Here is a 25,119-nt window from a genome sequence, read left to right as displayed (position 1 = left end):
GTCAGGCTGATTCCGAGGCCTGACCGGGCCGCGGCTCCGGAGTGCTCTGCGGCGCCGCGGCCCGCGCGAGAGCCTTCCGGGGCCGCGACCGCGACAGCGCCACGCCCGCCAGACACAGCGCACCACCGGCCAGCGTGAGCAGCCCCGGCACCTCGCCGAGCACCAGCCACGACATCAGCACGACCAGCGCGGGCACCGCGTACGTGGTCGCCCCCATGCGGGAGGCGGTCGTACGGGCGAGGGCGTACGCCCAGGTCGTGAACGCGAGAGCGGTGGGAAACACGCCCAGATAGACCATGTTGATCGTCGCCGACACGGGCGCGTCGGCCGCCTCGCCCACCAACTGCCCGGCGAACGGCAGACATGCCACCGCACCGACGAGACACCCGAACGTCGTCACCTGCAGCACACTCGCCCTGCCCAGAGCCGGCTTCTGTGCGACGACGCCGCCCGCATAGCCGACCGCGGCCAGCAGACACAGCACCACTCCGAGCACCGAGGATCCGCCGCCGCCCGACATCGACAGCCCGACCGCGACCGCTCCCGCGAACGACACCGCCATCCCCGCCAGCAGCCGCGGCGGCATCGGATCCCCGAGCAGCCGCGAGCCGAGCAGGGCGATGAGGATGGGCCCGATGTTCACCACCAGGGCGGCAGTCCCGGCGTCCACCTGCTGCTCGCCCCAGTTCAGGACCACCATGTAGAACCCGAACCACAGCACCCCGGACAGCGCGATCCCCCGCCAGGCCGCCCGCGGCGGCACCCCTTCCTTGCGGACGACCAGCATCACCCCGAGCACCAGCGCCCCGGAGAGCAGCCGCCCGAGCGCCAGCGCCCCCGGGGAGTACGCGTCCCCCGCACTACGGATCGCAACGAAGGCCGAGGCCCACAGCACGACGGTGACGGCGGCGGCAGCGGGGGCGAACAGGTCCGTACGACGGAGGTTCATCATGCTCCTGAGGCTAGGAGGTGGGAGAAGGCAAGGGCTCGCGGATTTCGGACGGCTCACTGCGACGCCCGGCAGGGGCGCGGGGCGCGGGACCGTACCGATCTGCGACTCCGCCGTACGGGCGCGGCCAGCCGAAGCACCCGGCCGGAGACTGGCGGAGTGGGGAGTGGGGGCACATCTGACGCCCTTGAGGCAGTGGGGGAGCGTGCCGGGCGTCGCGACGGGGCGAACGTTGCCTGTCGGGGCACGGCACTAGCGCAGTGAATCGGGCAGGACGCCCAGCAGTTCGTGCAGCGCCCGCTCACCCGGGGCAGTCACCTTCACCGCCCGCTCGGACCCGATCCGCACACACCACCCCGCATCCAGCGCATGCCGGCACAGCGCCGCACCCGCCACCCCCGCCAGATGCGGGCGCCGCTCGGTCCAGTCCAGACACGCCCGGGCCAGCGGACGCCGCCCCTTGCGTTCGAGCGCGATGCCCGTGGCGCCGAACCACCGCACCCCCGCATCGGTCAGGGCGAACCCGGTGTCCTGCCGCAACAGCCCGCGCACCGTCAACGCATCGGTCACCGCGATCCCGAGCCGCCCCGCCAGATGGTCGTAGCAGGTACGCCCCCGCGCCATCGCCGACCCGGCGCTCGACTCCCGCAGACTGCGCGGCCGAGCGGCCTCACCCGGCTTCACCTGCGCGGCCAGGTCCTCCACCAGCTGGGCGACCCGGGCGTCGGCGAGGCGTACGTACCGGTGCCGGCCCTGCCGTTCCTCGGCCAGCAGGCCGCCCGCGACGAGCTTGCCCAGATGCTCGCTCAGCGTCGACGCGGCGACCCCCGCATGCCGGGCCAGCTCGCCCGCCGTCCACGCCCGTGAGTCGAGCAGCGCCAGCAGACACGCGGCGCGCGTCTCGTCGGCGATCAGCCCGGCGAGCCGGGCCAGCTGCGGTGCCTGGGGATCCCTGGTCGTCATGGGGTCCAGCATGCGGCACGGACACTTCGGCGACCGCCGAACTGTCCTACCGTCCCTGGACGGTCCGCTTCACCTGCTCGTACTGCTGCACCAGCCCGTCGAGAAGCGCCGTGAGCCCCGTCTCGAAGGCGCGCTCGTCGATCTTCTCCTGCTGCTCGGCGAGCAGGTGGGCCTGTCCGAGGTGGGGGTAGTCGGTGGGGTCGTACGCGCTCTCGTCGTCCACGAAGCCCCCGGCGAAGGAGCCGAGCGCGGAGCCCATGATGAAGTACCGCATCAGCGCGCCGATGGAGGTGGCCTGTGCGGGCGGCCAGCCCGCGTCGACCATCGCGCCGTAGACCGCGTCCGCCAGGCGCAGACCGGCCGGCCTGCGGCCGGGCCCGGTGGCGAGGACGGGCACGATGTTCGGGTGGTCGCGCAGTGCGGCCCGGTAGGACACCGCCCAGTCGTGCAGCGCGGTCCGCCATTCCCGGCCGTCCTCGAACATCGACAGGTCGACCTGTGCGCTCACCGAGTCGGCGACCGCCTCCAGGATCTCGTCCTTGGTGCGGAAGTGGTTGTAGAGCGAGGGCCCGCTCACCCCCAGCTCCGCCGCGAGCCGACGCGTGGAGACGGCCGGGAGGCCCTCCGAGTCCACGAGCACACGTGCCGTCTCGACGATCCGGTCGGTGCTGAGCAAGGGCTTGCGCGGTCGGGCCATGGCGCACATAGTAGGGCTGCAACAAGAAACTAGCAGTGCTAATTTAAATGTACGGCTTTCAAGGTCCGTCAGTGATGGGGTGACTCGGCATGAACCTGGAGCTCAGCGAGGAGCAGACCGCCGTCCAGCGGCTCGCCCGGGACTTCGTGGACCGCGAGATCGCCCCGAACGTCATCGCCTGGGACCGCGCGGAGGACGTGGACCGCTCCCTGGTGAAGAAGCTCGGCGAGGTCGGTTTCCTCGGTCTGACCGTCGACGAGGAGTACGGCGGCAGCGGCGGCGACCATCTCGCGTACTGCCTGGTGACGGAGGAACTCGGGCGCGGTGACTCCTCCGTGCGCGGCATCGTGTCCGTCTCGCTCGGGCTGGTCGCCAAGACGATCGCGGCCCGGGGGAGCGAGGAGCAGAAGCGGCAGTGGCTGCCGCAGCTCACCTCCGGCGAGTTCGTCGGCTGCTTCGGCCTCACCGAGCCCGGCACCGGCTCCGACGCCGGCAACCTCACCACCCGCGCGGTGCGCGACGGCGGGGACTACGTGATCAACGGCACCAAGATGTTCATCACCAACGGCACCTGGGCCGACGTCGTCCTCCTCTTCGCCCGCTCCACCGACGCCCCCGGCCACAAGGGCGTCTCCGCCTTCCTCGTACCGGCCGACACCCCCGGCCTGACCCGCCGCGCCATCCACGGCAAGCTCGGCCTGCGCGGCCAGGCCACCGCCGAGCTGGTCCTTCAGGACGTGCGCGTCCCCGCCTCCGCGATGCTGGGCGAGGAGGGCAAGGGGTTCTCGGTCGCCATGTCGGCGCTGGCCAAGGGGCGGATGTCGGTCGCGGCGGGGTGCGTGGGCATAGCCCAGGCCGCGCTGGAGGTGGCGGTGACGTACGCGGGCGAGCGCGAGCAGTTCGGCAAGCCCATCGCACAGCACCAGCTGGTGCAGGAGCTGATCAGCGACATCGCCGTGGACGTGGACGCGGCCCGCCTGCTGACCTGGCGGGTCGCCGACCTGATCGACCGCGGGCAGCCCTTCGCCGTCGAGTCCTCCAAGGCCAAGCTCTTCGCCTCGGAGGCCGCCGTCCGCGCGGCCAACAACGCCCTCCAGGTCTTCGGCGGCTACGGCTACATCGACGAGTATCCGGCGGGCAAGCTGCTGCGCGACGCCCGCGTGATGACCCTCTACGAGGGCACCAGCCAGATCCAGAAGCTGCTCATCGGGCGGGCGCTGACGGGCGTCTCGGCATTCTGACCGTCTCTCAGTTCTGAGTAGGTCATAAGTACTTCGGCGGATGCGGCGGCGGCCACGTCCGCCGACGCTTGTCCCATGAGTGACACACCGGTCAAGCAGCACAACACGGCCGCCTTCTACGGCCAGGCCGTCGCCTCCTTCGGCGTCGCCATGGCCGCGACCGCCGTCGGCATCTTCCGGCTCAGCGCCGACGCCTGGGTGCGCGGTTTCCTCGCCATCGCCGTCCTTTACCTGGTCACGTCCGCCTTCACCCTCGCCAAGGTGATCCGGGACCGGCAGGAGGCGGGACAGATCGTCAGCCGCGTCGACCAGGCCCGGCTGGAGAAGCTGCTCGCCGAGCACGACCCCTTCGAGAAGCTCTGAGGCCCTTGGCCACGAGGCCCTGAGGCCGCGAAGCCGTGAGCCCTGAGCGGGCGCTCTAAGCGCTCGCTCAGCTTCGGCGGTATGGTGTTGTCCTTGTCGGTGAGAGGGGCAGCGAGCGATGAGTACGGTGGAGGAGACGGCCGGCGACGAGGCGTCGGCGTGGGGTGAGGTGACGCCCGACGCGGCCCGGCGGCTGCTGATCGCCGCGGTGGAGGCCTTCGCCGAGCGCGGGTACCACGCCACGACGACTCGTGACATCGCGGGCCGAGCGGGCATGAGCCCCGCCGCGCTCTACATCCACTACAAGACCAAGGAGGAGCTGCTCCACCGGATCAGCCGGATCGGTCACACGAAGGCCCTTGAGATCCTTCAGACGGCGGCGGGGCGCGAGGGCACCGCGACCGAGCGGCTGGCCGACGCGGTGAGTTCCTTCGTCCGCTGGCACGCGGGCGGCCGCACCACCGCCCGGGTCGTGCAGTACGAGCTGGACTCGCTCGGTCCGGGCGCCCGCGCCGAGATCCTCGCGCTGCGCAGGCAGTGCGACGCGGAGGTGCGCGGGATCATCGAGGACGGCATCGCGTCCGGCGAGTTCGACGTGCTGGACGTCAAGGGCACGACCCTCGCCGTCATGTCGCTCTGCATCGACGTCGCCCGCTGGTTCAACATCGACGGGCCCTGGACGCCCGACGAGGTCGGCGCGCTCGACGCCGACCTCGTGCTGCGCATGGTGGGGGTCAAGTAGCCCCGGGGCGGCTCAGAGGTAGAAGCGGGCCACCGACTCGGCCACGCAGACGGGCTTGTCGCCGCCCTCGCGTTCCACGGTGTAGGCGACGGCCAGCTGGACGCCGCCCGGTACGTCCTCGACGCTGCTGATCTTCCCGGTCGCGCGCAGGCGTGAGCCGACCGGGACCGGCGCGGGGAAGCGGACCTTGTTGGTTCCGTAGTTGACGCCCATCCGCACGCCTTCGACCGTGATCAGCTGCGGCCCGAACAGCGGCAGCAGCGACAGGGTCAGGTACCCGTGCGCGATGGTCGTGCCGAACGGGCCGGCCGCCGCCTTCTCCGGGTCCACGTGGATCCACTGGTGGTCCCCGGTCGCCTCGGCGAAGAGATCGATCCGCTTCTGGTCGACCTCCAGCCAGTCGGTGTACCCCAGCTGCTCGCCCACCGCCGCCTTCAGGTCGTCGGCGGACGTGAAGATCCTCGGCTCTGCCATGTCCCGGCCTCCATCTGTCAAAAGTCTAAGCAACTGCTTAGCATGGTAGGGCGGGAATCCAATGTCAACGGACGACGGCCCCGACGGAGTGGGTAGGGTTCGAGAAGTGCCCCAGATTCCAGAAGAGATCCACGAGCTCACGGTCGGCCAGCTCGCCGCGCGGAGCGGCGCCGCCGTCTCCGCCCTGCACTTCTACGAGTCCAAGGGCCTGATCAGCAGCAGCCGCACCGCGGGCAACCAGCGCCGCTACCACCGTGACGCGCTGCGCCGGGTCGCCTTCGTACGGGCCGCGCAGCGCGTCGGCATCCCCCTGGCCACGATCCGCGAGGCACTCGCCGAGCTCCCCGAGGAGCGCACCCCCACCCGGGAGGACTGGGCCCGTCTCTCCGAGGCCTGGCGCTCCGAACTCGACGAGCGCATCAAGCAGCTCAACCGCCTGCGCGACCACCTCACCGACTGCATCGGCTGCGGCTGCCTCTCCCTCGACGGCTGTGTCCTGTCCAACCCGGACGACGTGTTCGGCGAACAGCAGGCGGGGTCGCGTCTGCTGGTCGAGCGAGGGGCGAGCCGGGCGAGGGAGGAGCGGAGCTAGTACGAGGGACCGGACCCGGCACTCCCCAGCCTCCGGCCGGGGGACCCCCCAGAGCACGCACCCGACGCCTCTCCTTCACGTGCAAACCTTGCCTGCCGGGGCACCGGCGGGAGTGCCTGCCCTTCGGGCAACCCCGTTCACTCGAACTCCGTGCCGCCCTTCCGCGTCAGATAGGCAGCACTCACCGCCTTGGCGATCGCCCTGCCCCCGGTCACGGGGCTGTACCGCTCGGCCGCCGGGCGGATCACGACCCCTTCGCGCAGATGCAGCTCCCGCCCGGACACGGTCTCCCGCCCGCTGGCGATCTCCAGCACCCGGTCGATGTCGTACGGCCCTTCGTACAGCCGTGGCACCAACGGCAGCTCTCCGCCGAGCAGTTCGGCCGCGTCCAGCCACCGCACCGTGCCGTCGATCTCCGCACTGACGTCGAACACCGCATATCCGAGGGTGGTCCGGCGGCCGTCGGCGCCGTACGTCAGGTCCTGGACCCCCGCGCCGTACACCTCGCCGAAGATGGCGACCCGGCGGGCGCCCACCCGCTCGGCGAGCCGGGCGGCGGCCTCGGCGACGCCGTGGCCGTGCACCGCCCGCCAGTACAGATTGCGCGGATCCTCCTTCAGGGCGAGGGACTTGGCGCCGAAGCCCTTGGAGGAGACGTGCACGCGGCCCTCAGGGGCGAGATAGGTCAGCAGACAGGCCGAGCCGTGCAGTTTCTCGGTCAGGACCACAGCCTCGCCCGATGAGAAGATGTCCGGAAACCGCTGGATGTTCTCGATGTCGACCCAGGGCAGCAGATCGGGTGCGGACTCGACGTCGCCGTCCATCGTGGGCGGGACCGGCGGCACCCACTTGGTGATGCCGAGCCGCTCGGCGAAGTCCGTGCCGTCCAGGGCGGCCCGCGCCAGGTCGACGTCCGCCAGCGCCTTCGGGCGGCACACGATGCCCTGCGACAGCTCACCGCGCAGCCGCACCGCCTTCACCCGGTCCGAGCCGCCGCCCGCCAGCCGTCCGGTCAGCCCCAGCTCCTCGATCAGACCGGCCGGCAGCACGGACTGCTCGGGGATGTAGAGGGCGGCGTCCCCGGTGCGGTACGCGCCCTTGGCGACGACGGCCCGGTACAGGCCCACCTGGGCCAGTTCGAGCGCATCGGCGTTCGGATGCTCGTGGACGGTCAGCACTTCGGCGGTGACGCGCAGCGTCGACATCGGGACTCCTCGTTCCGCAGGCCGTTCTCAGGTGTGTTTCATCGCCTCCCCACTGTCCGGACGGGAAAAGGGTGGAGCGAGCGGATTAGCGACTGCTAGCGTCGGGATCTTCGGCCGGCCCGTACGCCGCGCACGGAGTCCTGACGGGACCGACTCCCATGTCTTCAGCCGCACTTGACGCCGCCCTCGCGGACATCGACACGGTCTTCGACGGTTTCGCGAGCTTTGACGAGACCGGTGACTCTGCTGCGCAATTCGTTCAGGCGGAGAGTCTGTAGCTGAGTCGTTCGAGTCTGCTGGTGCGGGGGCGGTTGAGGGGGCCTGTGGTCCAGTGGGCGTCGAGCCTGATCACGTTGAGTGCGGTGGCGGAGAAGGCGTGTTGGAGGCGGACTTTCGGCAGGCCGCGGTAGCGGGCCCGGCGGATGCCGGTGATGTCGAGGGCCTGGTTGATGGTGCCCTCGACTCCGGCACGCAGGGCGTACTTGTTCTTCCAGGTGTCGGTCTTCTGCTCGGCGCGGGCCCGGGCGAGGTTCTCGTGGAGTTCCTCGGGACGCAGGGTGAGCATGCGGCGCCCGGTCTTCGAGGTGGTGCACTGCTTCTGGAGAGGGCAGTCCCGGCAGGTCAGGACGCTGAAGGTGATGACGATCGCGTCTTTGCCGTGCTGTTTGACCGGGTTCCAGTGGGAGCTGGTCCTGCCGGCGGGGCAGCGGACCTGGCGGGTCTTCCAGTTGATGGTGAAGGCGTTCTTGTCGAAGCCTTCGGCGGCCTTGGCCTGGTCAGAGTGGTCCTGGAGGACCGGGGTGACCATGCGGATGCCGTGTTTCAGGGCCTTGGTGATCAGGTCGGCCGACGGGTAGCCGGAGTCGAGGTAGTGCTCGCCGGGCTGCACTCCGTGCTCGGCGAGCTTGCGCTGGATCGGGGCGGTCGCCTTCACATCCGGCACGGTCGCGTCGGTGGTGTGCACGTCGGTGATCAGATTCGGCATCACCCCTGTGCCCACCCCTGTGCCCACGTCGGCGTCGGCGTCGGCGTCGGCGTCGGCGTCGGCGTCGGCGTCGGCGTCGGCGTCGGGGAGGGTGGTGCAGGTCTCCGTGAGATGGATCTTGTAGCCCATCCAGAACAGGTCGTCGCCCTTGGCCGCCCAGCGTGCGTCGGAGTCGTAGGGGGAGGCCAGGCGGAGTTGGCCGGGCGGGACGCCGTCGTCGGCGTCCCGCTTCTTGATCACCTGCCGTCCCCGGGCATCGGTCCGGACGATGTAGGTCTGCACGAGGACCTGCCGCAACAAGCCCACGGCCTCGATCTCGCGAATCCAGGCCGGAGCGTCATCGGCCCAGGCCGCCCGGCACAAGGCGATGGCATCCTGCCCGAAGACCTGGGCGAGACGGTCACGTTTCGTCTGCGAGGGCGGCATGCGCCAGCCGTCGACCCGCGGCCCGTACCGCTCGGCGAACTCAGTGACGTTGATGTGTCCGGCCAGCCAGGCCGGTGCCGCGACCGCGAGGGCCTCCAGGGCCGCCCGCACACTCTCCCCGGCCAGCTCCAGACGGTTCAAGTCCCGCACCGCACTGATCACATGGGTGGAATCGGTGCGCTGCTTGCCTCCGGCCGCCACCAGGCCGGCGTCCTTGCAGTGCTCAAGGAGCCGGTCGAAGACCACCCGCTCCATACCGTTGTCCGCGAGCCGGGCCCGGAACCGGCACAGCACACTCGCATCGAATCCGGTGTCCGTCAGCTCCGCACCGAGCGCGTACTTCCAGTCGATCGCCCGCACCGCCATCGCCGCGGCCTGCCGATCCGTCAGGCCCTCCGCGAACTGCAACACCATCACCAGCGACAACACCCCCGGCGACAGTCCCGGCGCCCCGCGCACCCCGAACGCCTCCGTGAACGGCTCATCGACGAAGACCTCCGCGAGGCGATCCCGCGCCCGTATCGCCAGGCTCCCCTTCGGAAACGCCGCCCGGGCCACCACCACCGTCTGTTCCGGGATCTCCGGCAACCCCACCGGCCGCATCGACATCCGTACCGCCTCCAGGACCGCACGACAGGAAGGCGACCCCGCCAACGATCATCGCCGACCCGGCCTTACCCCCGCAGCGAATTGCGCAGCAGAGTCACCGGTTGCGGTTACTGTCACGCACCCGAGGAGACCGCTTATCTGCGCACGCCGCACGTGCGGATACCCGTGGACGTCGTGCGGTACTACCTCTTCGAGGTGTCCGACCACTTCGACGACCACGCGGCCGTGATGCGGCGACTGCTGCCGCAGGCCGCACGGGCGATGGCCGACGGCAGCCTGGGGCCGATCAACTACGGGGCCCACGGCCTGTCCCGGGCGGACTGGCGCTCCTGGCCGGCCGGCCAAGGCGCCGCGATCGAGGCGTTCCTGAACGCCTGGTGGCGGCACACGCTTACGGTGCCCGAGCCGCCCTACGGCATCGAGGACACCTTCGAGACCTGCACCTCGATCGCCCGGACCGTGACGCCGTTCCTGGACGGCTGGGGCCGTGGTCCGGTCGCCGGCGCGCACCTCGCCCACTGCGCCGGCTCCTGGCTCAGCGACCTGCTGTCCGACGCCTCCCCGTTCTCCTGGTGGTACGACGACACCGTGGACGAGGGACTCGCAGACCTGCGCACCTGGCTGGCCGGCCCGGGCGCCTCCCGGCTGCGCGCGCACGGCGAGCCCGACCTGGCGATCCGCGCCGAGCTCCTCGCCCTGCCCTACGAGGAGCGCTGGGACCACCCGTACTGGGACAGCCCCTCGGCCACCAACTGAGCGTTGGACAAGGCTCGTTCCCCGTCCGGCAGCAGCAGCGTGTCCTCCAGGCCGATCCGGGTGGCGAGCCCCAGCCGACCGGCCAGCCGCAGCACCGGCCACACGCTGCCGTCCTCGCCGTGCAGCAGCACGGACGCGCTCCAGCCGCGCGGCCGGACCCGGTTCGGCCCAGGCGCCCGTGGTCACGCCGACCGGCGCCGACACCCGCGCCCTGATCGCATCGAGCGTCGGCGCGAGGACTCGGGGCGAGAGGGAGTCCTGGCCGCAGGGCCCTTTGGGATGGACATGGATGTCCGTCGCCCCGGCCGCGACCGCATACGCCGCCGACTCGGCCATCGCCTCCGGCGACAGCGGTACACGCGCGCTGTCCGAGGCGCCCCGAGATCCGTTGAGACACACCTGCACCATGTCCCGATGGTGCCGGTCGTGACAATGGCGGAGAAACAGGGGGTGCGGCATCCCCGGCGCACCCCCCGGCCTTGCTGTCGTCGGTCGCCGACCCTCCGCGTCGACTCCCGCCTCCGCCTTGCAGTTGTACGTTCCCCCGCTCCAGGCGTCGCGCGCGCGGGGGGATCTCCATGACCCCGCTCGGGTCAGCCAGGAGCTTGTCGTGTCCTGCAGCCGGCTCGATCCGTCGGCCGGACCCTAGGCCGACACGAGCAGCCTTCCGCGCCTTGCGTCCGCCAGGGCCTCAGCTTTGAGCACGGGCCGTGGCACGAGAATTCCACAGTGAGTGCAGACCGGACCCGTGGAGGGTTCGTGGTCCAGGTCGTACTTCCAGATCAGGCGCTGCGCGCCGCACACCGGGCAACCCGAACCCGGCTCGCGCTCCAGGCCGGTGATCAGCCGGCGCAGCACCTCGGCGAGAGGCTCACGGGGGTGCACCCGTGGGTCGTCGCACCAGGCGACACCGAAACCGCCCCAGGTCAGACGGTGCCAGTCGTCCACCGTGCCCGGCCGGCGCAGCCCGTCGTACTTCTCCTTCTTGCGCCGCTCGGCGAACTCGACCTCGTAGGCCAGCCAGACCGAACGCGCATCTTCCAACTCGTCCAGTGCGGCCACGAGCCGCACCGGGTCGGGGGAGCGGTCCTCCGGACCGAACCCTGCCCGGGAACACAAGTGGTCCCAGGTCGCCCTGTGCCCGTAAGGAGCGAACCGCTCAAGGCACTTGCGCAGTGAATAGCGCCGTAGTGCCAGATCGCACCGCGGATCGCGGACCTGTCTCGCCAGACTCCGGAAACCGGCCATCGCCCTGCACCTCCGTCACACCTGCACCTGTACTTCGGTCACTTCGGCGTCGTCGCGCGGACTTCGCGCGACGTTGACGAATAGACGTATCGACAAGCGATTCGGCTCCATCCGTTTTCCGATGACCTCCATAAGCCGCCCTGACCACTCCAAAACTTGACTCATGTTCATCTTCACTCTCGGGGCTACCGGCGGTAACGTCCCGGCTCACCCCCCGTCGGTAGGAGCTGCCATGCCTCGGCGTCCCTCACGTATCGCCCCACGCAGACTGAGAACTCCCGGCAGACTCGCCGGGTTCCTGAAGGCCGCATCCATATGCGTCCTGGTTGCCGGTCTTCTGTCCCCGCTCACCCAGGCGACCGCAGTCGCCGCCACGGCCTCGAACGACTACTGCGGCGGCCAGTGCTCCGACATCACGCCACCGGGTGAGAACGGCAACGCCACCCTGGCCCAGATCCTCCTCAACCAGGCCTTCGGCACCCAGCCCGACCACGCCGAGGACCAGCTCGGCCCCTACGCCGACCTCGCCACGGGTTCCGCCACGCTCACCGACTCGAAGATCAACACTTTCTTCAACGACGCGTCTTTCGGAGTCTCTTCCGATCAGGTCGCCTCCTCCGAGAAGCCGGCCGGCCGGACCGACGTGACGATCGTCCGCGACAAGAAGGCGGGCGTTCCCCACATCACCGGTACCACCAGATACGGGACGGAGTTCGGCGCCGGATATGCCTCGGCCGAGGACCGGCTGTGGCTCATGGACGTCTTCCGGCACGTCGGACGCGGCCAGCTGACGACGTTCGCGGGCGGTGCCCCCTCCAACCAGGGGCTGGAGCAGGAGTTCTACCGCGACGCCCCGTACACCGAGGCCGATCTGCAGGCCCAGATCGACAACGCCGTCGCCGGCAACGGCGCCCGCGGGAAGCAGGCCCTGGACGACGCCAACGCCTACCTGGCCGGCATCAATGCCTACATCGACGCCTCCGACAGCGGCCGTTACTTCCCGGGCGAGTACGTCCTCACCGGGCACAAGGACTCGATCACCAACGCCGGCACCATCGACCACTTCAAGATCACCGACCTGGTCGCGCTGGCCTCGGTCGTCGGCTCGCTGTTCGGCTCCGGCGGCGGCGGCGAGGTCAACAACGCGCTCTCACTGATCGCCGCCCAGTCCAAGTACGGCGTGGAGGAGGGCACCAAGGTCTGGGAGTCCTTCCGCGAACGCAACGACCCCGAGGCCGTCCTCACCGTCCACAACGGCGAGAGCTTCCCGTACGCCTCCAAGCCCGCCGACCCCCAGGGCGAGGCCCTGCCCGACGCCGGTTCGGTGACCCAGGAGCCACTCGTCCACGACCGCACGGGCAGCGCGGCCACCGCCGGCTCCACCGGCGCCTCCGCCACGGCGGCGGCGACCACCCTGAGCTCGGCCAGGCGCGGCATGTCCAACGCCCTCGTGGTGAGCGGCAAGTACACCGCCAGCGGCCACCCCGTCGCCGTGTTCGGGCCGCAGACCGGCTACTTCGCGCCGCAGCTGCTCATGCTCCAGGAGATCCAGGGCCCGGGCATCAGCGCCCGCGGCGCCTCCTTCGCGGGCCTGAGCATGTACGTCGAGCTGGGCCGCGGCCAGGACTACTCCTGGAGCGCGACGACCTCCGGCCAGGACATCATCGACACCTACGCCGTGGAGCTGTGCCAGGACGACTACCACTACCTGTACCACGGCACCTGCACGGCCATGGACAAGGTCGAGCAGGCGAACTCCTGGAAGCCCACCACGGCCGACGGCACCGCGGCGGGCTCGTACACGATGCGGGTCTGGCGCACCAAGTACGGGCCGGTGGAGTACCGGGCGACCGTCGGCGGCAAGAAGGTCGCCTACACCACCCTGCGCTCGTCCTACATGCACGAGGCCGACTCGATCATCGGCTTCCAGATGCTCAACGACCCGGACTACGTGAAGAGCCCGCAGACCTTCCAGAGCGCGGCGCAGCACATCAACTACACGTTCAACTGGTTCTACGCCGACTCCTCGCACACCGCGTACTACAACAGCGGCAACAACCCGGTGCGGGCGAGCGGTGTCGACGCCGAGTTCCCGGTCTGGGGGCAGGCGGCGTACGAGTGGAAGAACTGGGACCCCGCCACCAACACCGCCGACTACACGGCGGCCTCCGCGCACCCCAACTCCATCGACCAGGACTACTACGTCTCCTGGAACAACAAGCAGGCCAAGGACTACACGACCGCGTCCTGGGGCGACGGGTCCGTGCACCGCGGCAACCTGCTCGAGGACCGGGTGAAGAAGCTGGTGGCCGCGGGCGGGGTGACACGGTCCTCGCTGGTGAAGGCGATGTCGGACGCGTCACTCGCCGACCTGCGGGCCGAGGACGTGCTGCCGAAGCTGCTCAAGGTCGTCAACAGCAGTACGGTCACCGACTCCACGGCAGCGGACGCGGTGAGCAAGCTGCAGGCGTGGGTGACGGCGGGCGCCAAGCGCACGGAGACCTCGGCCGGTTCGAAGAAGTACGCCGACGCCGACGCGATCCGGATACTGGACGCGTGGTGGCCGCTGCTGGTCAAGGCCGAGTTCGAACCGGGCCTCGGCAGCGACCTGTACACCGCCTTCGGCAACAACCTGCCGATCGACGAGTCCCCGTCGGCCGCCCATGGGCCCACCGGCTCGCACGCGGGAAGCTCCTTCCAGTACGGCTGGTGGAGCTACGTCGACAAGGACATCCGGGCGGTGCTCGGTGAGCCGGTGCAGGGGCCGCCGGCGGAGAAGTACTGCGGTGGAGGCAGCCTGTCCTCCTGCCGGGACATCCTGATCAGCACCCTGAAGTCGGCGGCGGGCACGTCCGCGTCGACCGTCTACCCCGGCGACTCCCTCTGCTCGGCGGGCGACCAGTGGTGCGCCGACTCGATCGTCCAGCGCACCCTCGGCGGCATCAAGCACCGCAACATCAGCTGGCAGAACCGGCCCACCTTCCAGCAGGTGGTGGAGTACACGTCCCATCGGTGACAGGTGACCTGCCACCACCCCTCGATGGAAGGTGACACACCACTGGCGGCGGGTCAGCGGACGCGGCCCGCCGCCAGCACCACCTCGGCCAGTTCCGGGTGCACGATGTCGCTGTGCGCGCCGGAGGGCGGCCCGCCCTTCCTGACCACGGCCGCCGCGTCGACGTTGACGCAGCCCGAGGCGGGCAGACCGGAGACGAGGACGTCCGCGAGCTTGCACGCACGCGTGCCGGGCACCGCCTGCACACCGTCGTGCCCCATCGCACCCCACCTGGCGCCCAGCATCCCCGTGATGTCGAAGCCCTCGGCCACGCCCTGCGCGTCGTTCGCCATGCGCGAGGCCAGCGCATAGATCGTGCCGAGTGCCGAGTCGAAGTGGGAGTAGCAGCACACCAGGGGGCCGTCGATACGGTTCTGCTGCCCCTGCAGCACGCCCCCCGCGTGTGCGTCGTGCGGCAGCCGGGCCGCGAACGCGTAGTGCGAGAAGGCTCCTTGGAGCAGCGTCACCGACTTCACCGTGTGCACGCCCTCGGGCAGACCGCGCAGCGCGAACGACACCAGCCGGCCGCCGAAGCTGTGCCCGACCAGGTGCACACGCACGTCCGGCGCCGACGAGGCGAGCTGCCCGATCACCCGGCCGAGCCCGCGCTCGCCGACCGTCCCCGCGCGCCGCTTCATCGCGTAGTACGTCGCCTGCCGCAGCAGTTCGTGCGCACCCTCCCAGGGGTCGGGCCAGGTGAACGAGGCCTGTCCGCCCGGGGATTCGAGCTGCGCGAGCGCCCGCGCGAACTCCTCGCAGACCTCCGCCGCGGGCCGCGAGAACATGTCCGGTTCGCTCTCCGGCGCCCCGTTCGCCAGGGTGTCCGCGGCGAACAGCGGTTGCGGCCCCGGCGGTACCACCTCCACCAGCAGCCGCACCAGCCGCCCGAACTCCGCCAGCTCCGCCTCCTCGCCCGTGTGCTGGTCCAGCAGCCGGGCGAGCTGGTCGATCACGGTGGCCCGGCCGGGGAAGGTCTCCAGCAGCGCGTGCCGTGTGTCCTTGTCGAGCGCGGGACGCTCGGGCGCGTCGGCCGCGACGGAGCGCGGGAAGTCCGGGATGGGCTCGTCCGAGAACCGCATCGACGGCCACAGGACGCCCACGTACCCGAGCCCGGCCGTAGGCGCGAGAGCGGGCATCGGTGCGAAGAAGCTGCTGTAGAGGCGGATCGCGCCCGAACGGTCGTTGTTCCAGCCGTGCGCGAAGACGATCAGGTCACGGACACCGCGCCGGGTGACCTCGGCGAGCAACCGGTCCCGCTCCGGCCCGTCGACGTCCCCGTCCCCGTCGAAGGTCAGCTCCCAGAAGGGAGACACGCTCATTGCCGGCTGTGCCATGACAGGCCCCCTCGTCCCCCGCAGCTCCGCGATGTGGGCGCATCGTCCTGCTACCGGACAAGGAAGGCCATACGTCGTGAGTCATCCGTAGAGGAGGTATTCCTTTCGAACCCGCCGGAACACCGCCAGCTCCTCCCGCCAGCCCGCCACCACCTCGTCGGTGCCCGCGCCCGCGTCGATCGCCGTACGCACGCGCGTGGAGCCCGTGAGTTTGTCGATCCAGTTGTCCGGCCGCCAACCGAAGCCGCTCCACACCTTCTTGGCGGTCACCAGCAGGGCGACACCGGTGCGCACGGGGTCGTACGCGGCCCGGTCGTGCACATGGATCTGCAGGCCGCCGACCGTTCTGCCCTGGAACTTGGAGAAGGTCGGCGCGAAGTACGCCTCCCTGAAGTGCACGCCGGGCAGGCCCAGTTCACTGACCGCCGCCGCCCACCGCCCGTCGATCCCCTCCGCGCCGAGCAGTTCGAACGGGCGGGTCGTACCGCGCCCCTCCGACAGGTTCGTGCCCTCGAACATGCAGGTCCCCGAGTACACCAGGGCGGAGTCGGGCGTCGGCATGTTCGGGCTCGGCGGCACCCACGGAAGCGACCAGGCGTCGTAGAACTCCGACCGCTTCCACCCCCTCATCAGGACGGTCTCCAGCGGCACCGGCGTTTCGAGGAACTCCCCGTTGAACAGCCGCGCCAGCTCGGCCACGGTCATTCCGTGCGCCTGGGAGACCGGCTGCCGGCCCACGAAGGTCGCGAACTCCTTGTGCAGCACCGGGCCCTGGGCCGCGCGGCCGGTCACCGGATTCGGCCGGTCGAGGACGACGAAGCGCTTGCCGGCGAGCCGGGCGGCCTCCATGCAGTCGTACAGCGTCCAGATGTACGTGTAGAAGCGCGCGCCGACGTCCTGGATGTCGAAGACGACGGTGTCGACACCGGACGCGGTGAAGACGTCGGCGAGGGCCCGGCCGCTCTTGAGGTACGTGTCGTAGACGGGGAGCCCGGTGGCCGGGTCGTCGTAGCGGCCTTCGGAGCCGCCGGCCTGTGCGGTGCCGCGGAAGCCGTGTTCGGGGCCGAAGACGGCTGTCAGCCTGATGCGGGGGTCCGCGTGCATCACGTCGACGATGTGACGGACGTCTCGGGTGATGCCGGTGGGATTGGTGACGATGCCGCATCGCCGGCCGCCGAGCTGGGCGTAGCCGTCTGCAGCGAGTTGCTCGAACCCGGTGCGGAGAGGGGATCGGTGTTGTGCCGCGTCGGCGGTGGTCATGCCGGACAGAGACGTAGCTGCCGTTGTCGCTGCGAGCAGGGCTCGTCTTGATAGGCGCATGAGGGGCAACGTATTCCGCCCGCGGGTTGTACGGAAGCTTCCCGCTGTCTGCGGTTCCCCGGGCCCCGAGGGGGAGCAGTCACCCCTTTCCTGGCACATACCGACCGGTTAGTCTGGGCTGGCAGCAGAGCCGCAGTCCGAAGGAGACCGATGGTGGAAGCCGTGCAGGATGCCGGAGTGGTCGTCACCGGAGCCGGGGGTGGGATCGGGGCCGCGCTTGCCCGGCGGTTCGCCGCCGAGGGGGCCCGGGTCGTGGTCAACGACCTGGATGCCGGGCGGGCCGCGGCGGTCGCCGACGAGATCGGCGGCATCGCGCTGCCCGGAGACGCCTCCTCGATCGTGGCCGACGCCCGGGACGCGCTGGACGGGACGGTGGACGTCTACTGCGCCAATGCCGGTGTCGCCTTCGAGGACGGGAACGGCGGGCTCGACGAGAAGTCCTGGGCGACGTCCTGGGACGTCAATGTGATGGCGCACGTCCGTGCCGCCCACGAGCTGCTCCCCGACTGGCTGGAGAGCGGCAGCGGCCGGTTCGTGTCCACCGTCTCCGCCGCCGGACTGCTCACCATGATCGGCGCGCCCTCCTACAGCGTCACCAAGCACGGTGCGTACGCCTTCGCCGAGTGGCTGTCGCTGACGTACCGGCACCGGGGCCTCAAGGTCCACGCCATCTGTCCCCAGGGCGTCCGCACCGACATGCTGGCCGCCACCGGCAGCGCGGGCGAGCTGGTGCTCCAGCCCACGGCGGTCGAGCCGGCGGATGTCGCGGACGCTCTGTTCAAGGGGATGGAGGAGGACCGGTTCCTGATCCTCCCGCATCCCGAGGTCGCCGGGTACTACCAGGCCAGGGCCGCCGGCCCCGAACGCTGGCTCGCGAACATGAACCACATCCAGCAGAAGTGGGAGGAGGTGCGGTGACCGGCTCCCCGTACGCCGCCCAGCCCTGGGTGGCCCTGCTGAACGACGCACAGCGGGCCCCGATCGACCCCGCCGGCTCTCTGGTGCACGCCCTGCGCCGGTCCGTCGCCGAGGCCCCGGACCGAGCCCTCCTCACCTACTTCGACGGGCGGCTGAGCTACCGCGAGGCCGACGAGCTGAGCGACGCGGTCGCCGGGCATCTGGCCGCCCGCGGCCTGGAGCGCGGCGACCGGGTGGCGATCCTGCTGCAGAACTCCCCGCACTTCGTGCTCGCCCTGCTCGGCGCGTGGAAGGCGGGCGCGATCGTCGTGCCGGTCAACCCCATGTACAAGGCGGGGGAGGTGGGCCACGTCCTGCGGGACGGTGAGGTGACGGCGCTCGTCTGTTCCGACCGTGCCTGGGAGTCGTATCTGCGCGACGCCGCCGCCGACTCCTCCGTGCGGATCGTGCTGACCGCGTGCGAGCTGGACTTCCAGACGCGCGACGACGCGCGCGTGCTGGCCTTCGAGCGGCTGCCGCAGGCCGACGACGCCGACGACCTGGTGGCCGTGGCCCGGGCCGGGCACAAGGCGCCGGAAGGCCGGGACCCCGGGCCGTCCGACATCGCGCTGATCAGCTACACCTCGGGCACCAGCGGCACCCCCAAGGGCGCCACCAACACGCACGGCAACATCATGTTCAACGCCGAACGGCAGCGCACGGGCCTCGCCCTGCCGGACGCGCCGGTCTACTACGCGATGGCGCCCCTGTTCCACATCACCGGGATGGTCTGCCAGCTCGGCGCGTGTCTCAACAGCGCGGGCACGCTCGTGCTGACGTACCGCTTCGAGGCGGGTGTCGTGCTCGACGCGTTCGCCGAGCACCGGCCGCACTACACGGTCGGGCCGTCGACCGCCTTCATGGCGCTGGGCGCACACCCGGACGCCACCCCGGACCACTTCTCCTCCTTCGTCAACATCTCCTCGGGCGGCGCCCCCGTGCCGCCGGCCCTGGTGGAGAAGTTCCGGGCCGGCTTCGGGCCCTACATCCGCAACGGCTACGGACTGACCGAGTGCACCGCCCCCTGCGCCTCCGTGCCGCCCGGCCTGGAGGCACCCGTCGACCCGGCCTCCGGCACCCTGGCCGTGGGCCTGCCGGGCCCGGACACGATCGTGCGGATCGTCGACGACCAGGGCCGCGAGGTCCCCCTGGGCGAGCAGGGCGAGATCCTCGTCCGCGGACCGCAGGTCGTGCCCGGCTACTGGCGGCGGCCCGACGCGACGGCCGAGACCTTCCCGGACGGCGAACTGCGCACCGGCGACATCGGCTTCATGGACCCTCAGGGGTGGCTGTACGTCGTCGACCGCAAGAAGGACATGATCAACGCGTCCGGCTTCAAGGTGTGGCCGCGCGAGGTCGAGGACGTGCTGTACACGCATCCCGCGGTCCGCGAGGCGGCCGTCGTCGGGGTGCCCGACGGGTACCGCGGGGAGACCGTCAAGGCGTACATCAGCCTCCGTCCGGGCGCCGACACGGACCCGGCTGAACTCGCGACGTACTGCAAGGAGAGACTGGCCGCCTACAAGTACCCGCGGCAGGTCGAGATCCTGCCCGACTTGCCGAAGACGGCGAGTGGGAAGATCCTCCGTCGGGAGCTTCGTTCCCGACCGCGGGACAGTGACTAGAAGCAGACCGAGACCTTGGAAGGCAGGTGGCGGCACAGTGCCCAGGACGACGGACGGTGACGGTACTCCCGTCCCTCAGCGGCTGCTGGCCGCCGCCACCCGGCTCTTCGCCGAGCAGGGCTACGACCGCACCTCGGTGCAGGAGATCGTCGAGGCGGCCGGCGTCACCAAGGGGGCGCTGTACCACTACTTCGGCTCCAAGGACGACCTCCTGCACGAGGTGTACGCGCGCGTGCTGCGCGTCCAGCAGGAACGCCTCGACGCCTTCGCGGACGCCGACGAGCCGATCGAGAAGCGGCTGCGGGGCGCGGCGGCCGACGTCGTGGTCACGACGATCGACAACCTCGACGACGCGAACATCTTCTTCCGCTCCATGCACCATCTGAGCCCGGAGAAGAACAAGCAGGTGCGGGCCGAGCGCCGTCGCTACCACGAGCGCTTCCGCGCGCTGGTGGAGGAGGGCCAGCAGGCGGGCGTCTTCTCCAAGGCGACTCCGGCCGACCTGGTGGTCGACTACCACTTCGGTTCGGTCCACCACCTGTCCACCTGGTACCGGCCCGACGGCCCGCTCAGCCCGCAGGAGGTCGCCGACCACCTGGCGGACCTGCTGCTGCGGGCGCTGCGGCCGTAACCGCGGTACGGGCACAGGTCCATACGGGCACAGGTAAGGGGCGGCTGCCAAGGGCAGCCGCCCCTTACACATGGGCCATGGGGCTCACATGTACTGCTTCAGCTCCCGCCGCGCCAGCGACCGCTGGTGGACCTCGTCCGGGCCGTCGGCGAGCATCAGGGTGCGGGCGCTCGCGTACAGCTCGGCCAGCGGGAAGTCCTGGCTGACGCCGCCCGCGCCGTGGAGCTGGATCGCGCGGTCGAGGATGTCGACGACCGTGCGGGGCGTGGCGATCTTGATGGCCTGGATCTCGGCGTGGGCGCCCTTGTTGCCCACGGTGTCCATCATCCAGGCCGTCTTCAGCACCAGCAGGCGCAGCTGCTCGACGGCCACGCGCGCGTCCGCGATCCAGTTCTGGACGACGCCCTGCTGGGCCAGCGGCTTGCCGAAGGCCGTACGGGAGACGGCCCGGCGGCACATCAGCTCGATCGCCCGCTCCGCCATGCCGATCAGCCGCATGCAGTGGTGGATACGGCCCGGACCGAGCCGGGCCTGGGCGATCGCGAAGCCGCCGCCCTCCTCGCCGATCAGATTGGTCACCGGTACGCGCGCGTGGTCGAAGATCACCTCGGCGTGGCCGCCGTGGGAATGGTCCTCGTAGCCGAACACCTGCATCGCGCGCTTCACGATGACTCCCGGGGTGTCCCGCGAGACCAGGATCATGGACTGCTGGCGGCGGATGTCCGCCCCGTCCGGGTCCGTCTTGCCCATCACGATGAAGATCTTGCAGTCCGGGTTCATCGCCCCGGAGATGTACCACTTGCGGCCGGTGATGACGTACTCGTCGCCGTGCCGCTCGATGTGCGTGGTGATGTTGGTGGCGTCCGAGGAGGCCACCTCGGGCTCGGTCATCGCGAACGCCGAGCGGATCTCACCGGCGAGCAGCGGCTCCAGCCACTGCTTCTTCTGCTGCTCGTCGCCGAACTGCGCGAGCACCTCCATGTTTCCGGTGTCGGGCGCCGCGCAGTTCGTGGCGGTGGGCGCCAGCTGCGGGCTGCGGCCGGTGATCTCGGCGAGCGGCGCGTACTGGAGGTTGGTCAGTCCGGCGCCGTGCTCGGCGTCCGGGAGGAAGAGGTTCCACAGGCCCTGCCTGCGCGCCTCGGCCTTCAGCTCCCCCACCACGGCCGGGGTGTCCCACGGGGAGGCCAGCGCCGCCCGCTGCTCCTCCGCGACCGCCTCGGCCGGGTAGACGTACTCGTCCATGAAGGCGAGGAGTGTGGCGCGGAGTTCCTCGGTGCGTGCGTCGAACGCGAAGTCCATGACCGATCAGCCTTCCTGAAGAGTGGTCAGGCCGTGCCCGATGAAGACAGGCACCAGGTCGCCGATGCGGTCGAAGCCCTGGCCGACCGTCTGGCCCAGCGTGTAGCGGTAGTGGATGCCCTCCAGGATCACGGCGAGCTTGAACCAGGCGAACGCCGTGTACCAGGAGACCGAGGAGACGTCGCGCCCCGAGCGCGCGGCGTACCGCTCGATCAGCTCGGCCGGCTCCGGGTGCCCGGGCGCCTCGGCCGTGGTGGAGACGGGGGAGTCCGGCATGCCCAGCGGCATGCTGTACATCACCAGCAGCCCGAGGTCGGTGAGTGGGTCGCCGAGCGTCGACATCTCCCAGTCGAGGACCGCCTTGATGCTGTCGTCCTCGCCGATGAGGACGTTGTCGAGCCGGTAGTCGCCGTGGATCACGGTCGGCGCGGGCGACGGGGGGAGCTGCCGGCCGAGCGCCGCGTGCAGCTCGTCGATGCCGGCCAGCTCACGGTTGCGGGAGGCGTCCAACTGCTTGCCCCAGCGCCGCAGTTGCCGGTCCAAAAAGCCCTCGGGTCGGCCGAAGTCGGCGAGGCCCACCGCGGCGGGGTCCACCGCGTGCAGCTCGACCAGGGTGTCCACCAGGGACAGAACGGCGCCCCGGGTGCGCTCGGGGCCGAGCGGGGCGAGCTGGTCGGCCGTGCGGTACGGCGTGCCCTCCACGAACTCCATGACGTAGAGAGGAGCCCCGAAGACCTCCTCGTCCTCGCACAGCAGCACCGGGCGCGGCACCGGGACGTCCGTCGGGTGCAGGGCGCTGATCACGCGGTGCTCGCGCTTCATGTCGTGCGCGGTGGCCAGCACATGGCCGAGCGGCGGCCGTCGTACGACCCACTTCGAGGTGCCGTCGGAGACCGCGTACGTGAGGTTCGACCGTCCGCCCTCGATCAGCCGGCCGGTCAGGGGGCCGTGCACCAGGCCGGGCCGCTCCTGGTCGAGCAGGCCGCGCAGCCGGTCGAGATCGAGACCTGGCGGGTGGTCGGGGCTCATCGGTGCTCCTAACGGGCGCGTAAACGGTTCCCGACTATGATGCCGACCGGTCGGTATGTCGTCCAGTGTGCGAGGCGAACGTGATCTGAGCCACGATAGGCCGACAGCTCCCCGCGCAGTACCGCGGGGAGCTGTCGGAGTCGGCCCGGCCCGGATTCAGTGGTCGTCCCAGTGGCCGTCGTGCGGGGCGTGCCGGTGGCCGTCGTGCAGATAGTCCACGTGGTCTCCGTGCGGGACGCTCTCGTGCCCGCAGCCCTCGCCGTGCCGGTGGTCGTGGGCGTCGTGCGGGGCGTGTCCGGCGGGCTCGCACTCGTCCCAGTGGTCGCCGTGCTCGCGGTGCAGATGCCCGTCGTGCGCGTAGTCGACGTGGTCTCCGTGCGGCACGCGCGCGTGGCCGCAGTCCGGGCCGTGCGCGTGGGTGTGGGAGGCGTGTTCCATGTGGAGGGTGGTCATGGGGCTCACCTTCGGGGGTACGGGTGGTGACGACGGACAGGCTGCCATGCGATCGGTACATATCGGGGCATTCGGGTTGCGTGGCGCCCGGGCGCCCGGGAGGGTCGGTGTCATGAAAGGCATCAGCTACAGCCGGTACGGCGGACCGGACGTGCTCGAGTACGGCGAGGTGCGCGATCCGAAGATCGGCCCCGACGCCGTGCTGGTCAAGGTCCGCGCGGCCGCCGTCAATCCCGTCGACTGGAAGTGCCGCGAGGGCTACCTCGACGGAATGATCGACCCTGTCTTCCCCGTGGTGCCCGGCTGGGACGTCTCCGGCGTGGTGGTGCAACCGGGCGTCTCCGTCACGGAGTTCACCGCCGGGGACGAGGTCATCGGCTACGTGCGCGAGGACTTTCTCTCCCGCGGCACCTTCGCCGAGTACGTCGCCGCCCCCGTGCGCACCCTCGCCCGCAAGCCGCGCAACCTCACCTGGGAGGAGGCGGCCGGGCTGCCGCTGGCGGGGCTCACCGCCTACCAGGTGCTGGTGAAGGTGCTCCAGGTGGGGCCCGGTGACACGGTCCTGGTGCACGCGGCCGCGGGCGGGGTCGGCTCCGTCGCCGTCCAGCTGGCCCGGCACCTGGGCGCCCGGGTGATCGGCACGGCGAGCGAGGGCAACCACGACTTCCTCCGGGGGCTGGGCTGCGAGCCCGTGGAGTACGGCGAGAGGCTGGCCGAGCGGATGCGCGCGCTGGCGCCCGAGGGAGTGGACGCCGTGTTCGACACCGTCGGCGGCGAGGCCCTGAAGACCTCGGCCGACCTGCTGGTCCCCCAGGGCCGTCTGGCGTCCATCGCCGACGGCGACGTCATCGGCTACGGCGGCCGGTACTGCTGGGTGCGCCCGGACGCCGAGGACCTGCTGCGGCTGACCGAACTGGTGGAACAGGGCGTCGTGTCTGTGCACGTCTCGGAGACGTTCCCGCTGGAGCGGGCTGCGGACGCACACCGCCGCAGCCAGGAGGGGCGGACGCGGGGGAAGATCGTCGTGACGGTGGACTGGGAGGTGGAGCCGGCCGGATAGACGACGAGGCCCGCTCCGCGCGCTGCGGCGGCGATCGTGCGCAGGGCGGCTGTGGTGGCGTGGCGGGGAGCCCAGCGAGGGGTGCAGCACGGGGTGCGGGTCGCGGCGTCGGCCGTGGGGATCGCCGGTGCGGTGCGGTGCGGTGGGGTGTGGTCTTGCCGGTCAGAGGATGAGGGTTGCTCCGCGCGCTGCGGCGGCGATCGTGCGCAGGGCGGCTGTGGTGGCGTGGCGGGGAGCCCAGCGAGGGATGCAGCACGGGGTGCGGGCCGCGGTGCCGGCCGTGGGAATCGTGGTGCGCACACGGGGTGCGGGTCGCGGTGCCGACCGTGGGAATCGCGGTGCGGTGCCGTGCGGTGCGGTCTTGCCGGTCAGAGGATGAGGGTCGCTCCGCATGCTGCGACGGCGATCGTGCACAGGACCGCTGTGGTGGCGTGGCGGGGGGTGAGGGCGTGGGGGCTGTCGGACGAGGACAGGGTGCGGATGCGGCGGTGGGCGATCAGGAGGAAGCCCAGCCACAGGACGCAGCACAGGGCGCAGGCCACGACGGAGAGCGGGGAGGCATCGCCGTGCAGGGCGGTCCTCATGGCGAGAACGGCCGCCACGGTGCTCGCCAGTGTCGTACGCCGCCAGGCCAGCCGGGTCCGCTCCGGCTGCAGCCCGGGGTCGCGCCCGGGCTCCGCGTCGGCGGTCATCCCTCCCACCCGACGAGCACGACGAAGACCATCGCCACGGCCACCACGGCGACGACCACACTCAGCACCGCCGGGAACCGTGAGACCGGCAGATCCTCGCCGCGGCGCATGGCACGCTCGCAGCGCATCCAGTGATTGACGGCACGCAGGGAGCACAGCGCGCCCGCTCCGAGCAGCGCGAGCGCGAGTCCGACGCGCCAGGCCCAGCGCAGGTCCGGCAGGAACTGGTCCACCGCGAAGCCGCCGCCGATCAGGGCGAGCGCGGTGCGCAGCCAGGCCAGGAAGGTGCGCTCGTTCGCCAGCGAGAAGCGGTAATCGGGAGTGCGGCCGTCCTGCCGGACCTGTTCGGGGGCGAACCAGAGCCGGATGTTTCGTGCAAGGTCGATCACGTTCAGAACTTTATCGGCCCGGAAT

General features: G+C 70.8%; 24 protein-coding genes and 1 pseudogene. 10 read left to right on the top strand and 15 right to left on the bottom strand.

What is annotated here, in order from left to right; all coding sequences use genetic code 11:
* Nucleotide 1: 1 nt before the first annotated feature.
* The 3 genes from OOK07_RS08455 to OOK07_RS08445 form a co-directional block, all read right to left on the bottom strand.
* A complete protein-coding gene (locus OOK07_RS08455; RefSeq protein ID WP_266683405.1) occupies nt 2-949 on the bottom strand; it encodes a DMT family transporter in 948 nt (315 codons plus the stop codon).
* 252 nt (nt 950-1,201) lie between these two features.
* Nucleotides 1,202-1,912, bottom strand: coding sequence for an ArsR/SmtB family transcription factor (locus OOK07_RS08450; RefSeq protein ID WP_266678414.1), 711 nt, complete (start codon nt 1,910-1,912; stop codon nt 1,202-1,204).
* Nucleotides 1,913-1,958: 46 nt separating this feature from the next.
* Complete coding sequence (locus OOK07_RS08445) at nt 1,959-2,609, bottom strand: TetR/AcrR family transcriptional regulator (protein ID WP_266678412.1); 651 nt, start codon at nt 2,607-2,609, stop codon at nt 1,959-1,961.
* Nucleotides 2,610-2,698: 89 nt separating this feature from the next.
* Between OOK07_RS08445 and OOK07_RS08440 the strand changes: the two genes are divergently transcribed.
* The 3 genes from OOK07_RS08440 to OOK07_RS08430 all read left to right on the top strand — a co-directional run bounded on the left by OOK07_RS08440 (nt 2,699) and on the right by OOK07_RS08430 (nt 4,955).
* Nucleotides 2,699-3,850, top strand: a complete 1,152-nt coding sequence (locus OOK07_RS08440) for an acyl-CoA dehydrogenase family protein (protein WP_266678410.1) — start codon at nt 2,699-2,701, stop codon at nt 3,848-3,850.
* Nucleotides 3,851-3,925: 75 nt separating this feature from the next.
* Entirely contained in the window at nt 3,926-4,213 is a 288-nt protein-coding gene (locus OOK07_RS08435; protein ID WP_266678408.1) for a YiaA/YiaB family inner membrane protein, read from the top strand.
* 118 nt (nt 4,214-4,331) lie between these two features.
* Nucleotides 4,332-4,955 (top strand): TetR/AcrR family transcriptional regulator, encoded by a 624-nt coding sequence (locus OOK07_RS08430; protein ID WP_266678406.1) that lies wholly within the window; start codon nt 4,332-4,334, stop codon nt 4,953-4,955.
* 12 nt (nt 4,956-4,967) lie between these two features.
* Here OOK07_RS08430 and OOK07_RS08425 read toward each other — a convergent pair whose 3' ends face one another.
* The gene (locus OOK07_RS08425) at nt 4,968-5,429 is read right to left on the bottom strand and encodes a MaoC family dehydratase (protein WP_266678404.1); all 462 of its coding nucleotides are present in this window, start codon (nt 5,427-5,429) and stop codon (nt 4,968-4,970) included.
* Between the two features lie 106 nt (nt 5,430-5,535).
* Here OOK07_RS08425 and soxR point away from each other — a divergent pair, with 106 nt between their 5' ends.
* Nucleotides 5,536-6,021, top strand: a complete 486-nt coding sequence (soxR, locus tag OOK07_RS08420) for a redox-sensitive transcriptional activator SoxR (RefSeq protein ID WP_266795761.1) — start codon at nt 5,536-5,538, stop codon at nt 6,019-6,021.
* A gap of 137 nt (nt 6,022-6,158) precedes the next feature.
* On the opposite strand, the gene OOK07_RS08415 is transcribed toward soxR, so the two are convergent.
* Together OOK07_RS08415 and OOK07_RS08410 are read right to left on the bottom strand one after the other, a co-directional pair.
* Nucleotides 6,159-7,226 (bottom strand): RNA ligase (ATP), encoded by a 1,068-nt coding sequence (locus OOK07_RS08415; RefSeq protein WP_266795760.1) that lies wholly within the window; start codon nt 7,224-7,226, stop codon nt 6,159-6,161.
* Nucleotides 7,227-7,485: 259 nt separating this feature from the next.
* Nucleotides 7,486-9,246, bottom strand: a complete 1,761-nt coding sequence (locus OOK07_RS08410; protein WP_266795758.1) for a transposase — start codon at nt 9,244-9,246, stop codon at nt 7,486-7,488.
* A gap of 81 nt (nt 9,247-9,327) precedes the next feature.
* On the opposite strand from OOK07_RS08410, the gene OOK07_RS08405 reads away from it, so the two are divergent.
* The gene (locus OOK07_RS08405; RefSeq protein ID WP_266795756.1) at nt 9,328-10,002 is read left to right on the top strand and encodes a hypothetical protein; all 675 of its coding nucleotides are present in this window, start codon (nt 9,328-9,330) and stop codon (nt 10,000-10,002) included.
* On the opposite strand, the pseudogene OOK07_RS08400 reads toward OOK07_RS08405, so the two are convergent.
* Nucleotides 9,948-10,410 (bottom strand): annotated as a pseudogene (locus tag OOK07_RS08400) (3-keto-5-aminohexanoate cleavage protein). The gene OOK07_RS08405 and the pseudogene OOK07_RS08400 sit on opposite strands and share 55 nt — an antisense overlap.
* 237 nt (nt 10,411-10,647) lie before the next feature.
* The gene (locus OOK07_RS08395) at nt 10,648-11,250 is read right to left on the bottom strand and encodes a hypothetical protein (RefSeq protein ID WP_266678396.1); all 603 of its coding nucleotides are present in this window, start codon (nt 11,248-11,250) and stop codon (nt 10,648-10,650) included.
* A 232-nt stretch (nt 11,251-11,482) separates the two neighbouring features.
* Between OOK07_RS08395 and OOK07_RS08390 the strand changes: the two genes are divergently transcribed.
* Nucleotides 11,483-14,266, top strand: coding sequence for a penicillin acylase family protein (locus OOK07_RS08390; protein ID WP_266678394.1), 2,784 nt, complete (start codon nt 11,483-11,485; stop codon nt 14,264-14,266).
* A gap of 53 nt (nt 14,267-14,319) precedes the next feature.
* On the opposite strand, the gene OOK07_RS08385 is transcribed toward OOK07_RS08390, so the two are convergent.
* Entirely contained in the window at nt 14,320-15,639 is a 1,320-nt protein-coding gene (locus tag OOK07_RS08385) for a serine-threonine protein kinase (protein ID WP_266795754.1), read from the bottom strand.
* Nucleotides 15,640-15,720: 81 nt separating this feature from the next.
* Complete coding sequence (locus OOK07_RS08380) at nt 15,721-16,959, bottom strand: exo-beta-N-acetylmuramidase NamZ family protein (RefSeq protein ID WP_266795752.1); 1,239 nt, start codon at nt 16,957-16,959, stop codon at nt 15,721-15,723.
* Nucleotides 16,960-17,109: 150 nt separating this feature from the next.
* Here OOK07_RS08380 and OOK07_RS08375 point away from each other — a divergent pair, with 150 nt between their 5' ends.
* Genes OOK07_RS08375 through OOK07_RS08365 form a run of 3 tightly spaced genes read left to right on the top strand, consistent with a single transcriptional unit; the run spans nt 17,110 to nt 20,172 of the window.
* A complete protein-coding gene (locus tag OOK07_RS08375) occupies nt 17,110-17,877 on the top strand; it encodes an SDR family oxidoreductase (protein WP_266678388.1) in 768 nt (255 codons plus the stop codon).
* Entirely contained in the window at nt 17,874-19,541 is a 1,668-nt protein-coding gene (locus OOK07_RS08370) for a class I adenylate-forming enzyme family protein (protein ID WP_266795751.1), read from the top strand. Before OOK07_RS08375 ends, OOK07_RS08370 begins: the two co-directional genes overlap by 4 nt.
* 37 nt (nt 19,542-19,578) lie before the next feature.
* Nucleotides 19,579-20,172 carry a TetR/AcrR family transcriptional regulator gene (locus tag OOK07_RS08365; RefSeq protein WP_266678384.1) on the top strand — a complete coding sequence of 198 codons (594 nt, stop codon included), beginning with the start codon at nt 19,579-19,581 and terminating at the stop codon, nt 20,170-20,172.
* An 84-nt stretch (nt 20,173-20,256) separates the two neighbouring features.
* Here the strand turns inward: OOK07_RS08365 and OOK07_RS08360 are convergent, their stop codons facing one another.
* From OOK07_RS08360 to OOK07_RS08350, 3 genes are all read right to left on the bottom strand, one after another.
* Complete coding sequence (locus OOK07_RS08360) at nt 20,257-21,471, bottom strand: acyl-CoA dehydrogenase family protein (RefSeq protein ID WP_266795750.1); 1,215 nt, start codon at nt 21,469-21,471, stop codon at nt 20,257-20,259.
* A 6-nt stretch (nt 21,472-21,477) separates the two neighbouring features.
* On the bottom strand, nt 21,478-22,500 hold the full coding sequence (locus OOK07_RS08355) for a phosphotransferase family protein (RefSeq protein WP_266795748.1): 1,023 nt from the start codon (nt 22,498-22,500) through the stop codon (nt 21,478-21,480).
* 156 nt (nt 22,501-22,656) lie between these two features.
* Nucleotides 22,657-22,953, bottom strand: a complete 297-nt coding sequence (locus OOK07_RS08350) for a hypothetical protein (protein WP_266678378.1) — start codon at nt 22,951-22,953, stop codon at nt 22,657-22,659.
* Between the two features lie 112 nt (nt 22,954-23,065).
* Here OOK07_RS08350 and OOK07_RS08345 point away from each other — a divergent pair, with 112 nt between their 5' ends.
* Nucleotides 23,066-24,013, top strand: coding sequence for an NADP-dependent oxidoreductase (locus tag OOK07_RS08345; protein ID WP_266678376.1), 948 nt, complete (start codon nt 23,066-23,068; stop codon nt 24,011-24,013).
* 368 nt (nt 24,014-24,381) lie between these two features.
* Here the strand turns inward: OOK07_RS08345 and OOK07_RS08340 are convergent, their stop codons facing one another.
* Entirely contained in the window at nt 24,382-24,705 is a 324-nt protein-coding gene (locus tag OOK07_RS08340; protein WP_266678374.1) for a DUF202 domain-containing protein, read from the bottom strand.
* Nucleotides 24,702-25,094 (bottom strand): YidH family protein, encoded by a 393-nt coding sequence (locus OOK07_RS08335; RefSeq protein ID WP_266795745.1) that lies wholly within the window; start codon nt 25,092-25,094, stop codon nt 24,702-24,704. Before OOK07_RS08335 ends, OOK07_RS08340 begins: the two co-directional genes overlap by 4 nt.
* Between the last annotated feature and the right edge of the window lie 25 nt (nt 25,095-25,119).

The sequence above is a fragment of the Streptomyces sp. NBC_00078 genome (assembly GCF_026343335.1).
Taxonomy (GTDB): Bacteria; Actinomycetota; Actinomycetes; order Streptomycetales; family Streptomycetaceae; genus Streptomyces.
This window is presented reverse-complemented; position numbering and strand designations above follow the sequence as displayed.

Coding starts and splice junctions, on each gene's coding strand:
- OOK07_RS08455 (WP_266683405.1), bottom strand. CDS start 949: ATGAACCTCCGTCGTACGGACCTGTTCGCCCCCGCTGCCGCCGCCGTC.
- OOK07_RS08450 (WP_266678414.1), bottom strand. CDS start 1,912: ATGACGACCAGGGATCCCCAGGCACCGCAGCTGGCCCGGCTCGCCGGG.
- OOK07_RS08445 (WP_266678412.1), bottom strand. CDS start 2,609: ATGGCCCGACCGCGCAAGCCCTTGCTCAGCACCGACCGGATCGTCGAG.
- OOK07_RS08440 (WP_266678410.1), top strand. CDS start 2,699: ATGAACCTGGAGCTCAGCGAGGAGCAGACCGCCGTCCAGCGGCTCGCC.
- OOK07_RS08435 (WP_266678408.1), top strand. CDS start 3,926: ATGAGTGACACACCGGTCAAGCAGCACAACACGGCCGCCTTCTACGGC.
- OOK07_RS08430 (WP_266678406.1), top strand. CDS start 4,332: ATGAGTACGGTGGAGGAGACGGCCGGCGACGAGGCGTCGGCGTGGGGT.
- OOK07_RS08425 (WP_266678404.1), bottom strand. CDS start 5,429: ATGGCAGAGCCGAGGATCTTCACGTCCGCCGACGACCTGAAGGCGGCG.
- OOK07_RS08415 (WP_266795760.1), bottom strand. CDS start 7,226: ATGTCGACGCTGCGCGTCACCGCCGAAGTGCTGACCGTCCACGAGCAT.
- OOK07_RS08410 (WP_266795758.1), bottom strand. CDS start 9,246: ATGTCGATGCGGCCGGTGGGGTTGCCGGAGATCCCGGAACAGACGGTG.
- OOK07_RS08395 (WP_266678396.1), bottom strand. CDS start 11,250: ATGGCCGGTTTCCGGAGTCTGGCGAGACAGGTCCGCGATCCGCGGTGC.
- OOK07_RS08390 (WP_266678394.1), top strand. CDS start 11,483: ATGCCTCGGCGTCCCTCACGTATCGCCCCACGCAGACTGAGAACTCCC.
- OOK07_RS08385 (WP_266795754.1), bottom strand. CDS start 15,639: ATGGCACAGCCGGCAATGAGCGTGTCTCCCTTCTGGGAGCTGACCTTC.
- OOK07_RS08380 (WP_266795752.1), bottom strand. CDS start 16,959: ATGCGCCTATCAAGACGAGCCCTGCTCGCAGCGACAACGGCAGCTACG.
- OOK07_RS08375 (WP_266678388.1), top strand. CDS start 17,110: ATGGTGGAAGCCGTGCAGGATGCCGGAGTGGTCGTCACCGGAGCCGGG.
- OOK07_RS08360 (WP_266795750.1), bottom strand. CDS start 21,471: ATGGACTTCGCGTTCGACGCACGCACCGAGGAACTCCGCGCCACACTC.
- OOK07_RS08355 (WP_266795748.1), bottom strand. CDS start 22,500: ATGAGCCCCGACCACCCGCCAGGTCTCGATCTCGACCGGCTGCGCGGC.
- OOK07_RS08350 (WP_266678378.1), bottom strand. CDS start 22,953: ATGACCACCCTCCACATGGAACACGCCTCCCACACCCACGCGCACGGC.
- OOK07_RS08345 (WP_266678376.1), top strand. CDS start 23,066: ATGAAAGGCATCAGCTACAGCCGGTACGGCGGACCGGACGTGCTCGAG.
- OOK07_RS08340 (WP_266678374.1), bottom strand. CDS start 24,705: ATGACCGCCGACGCGGAGCCCGGGCGCGACCCCGGGCTGCAGCCGGAG.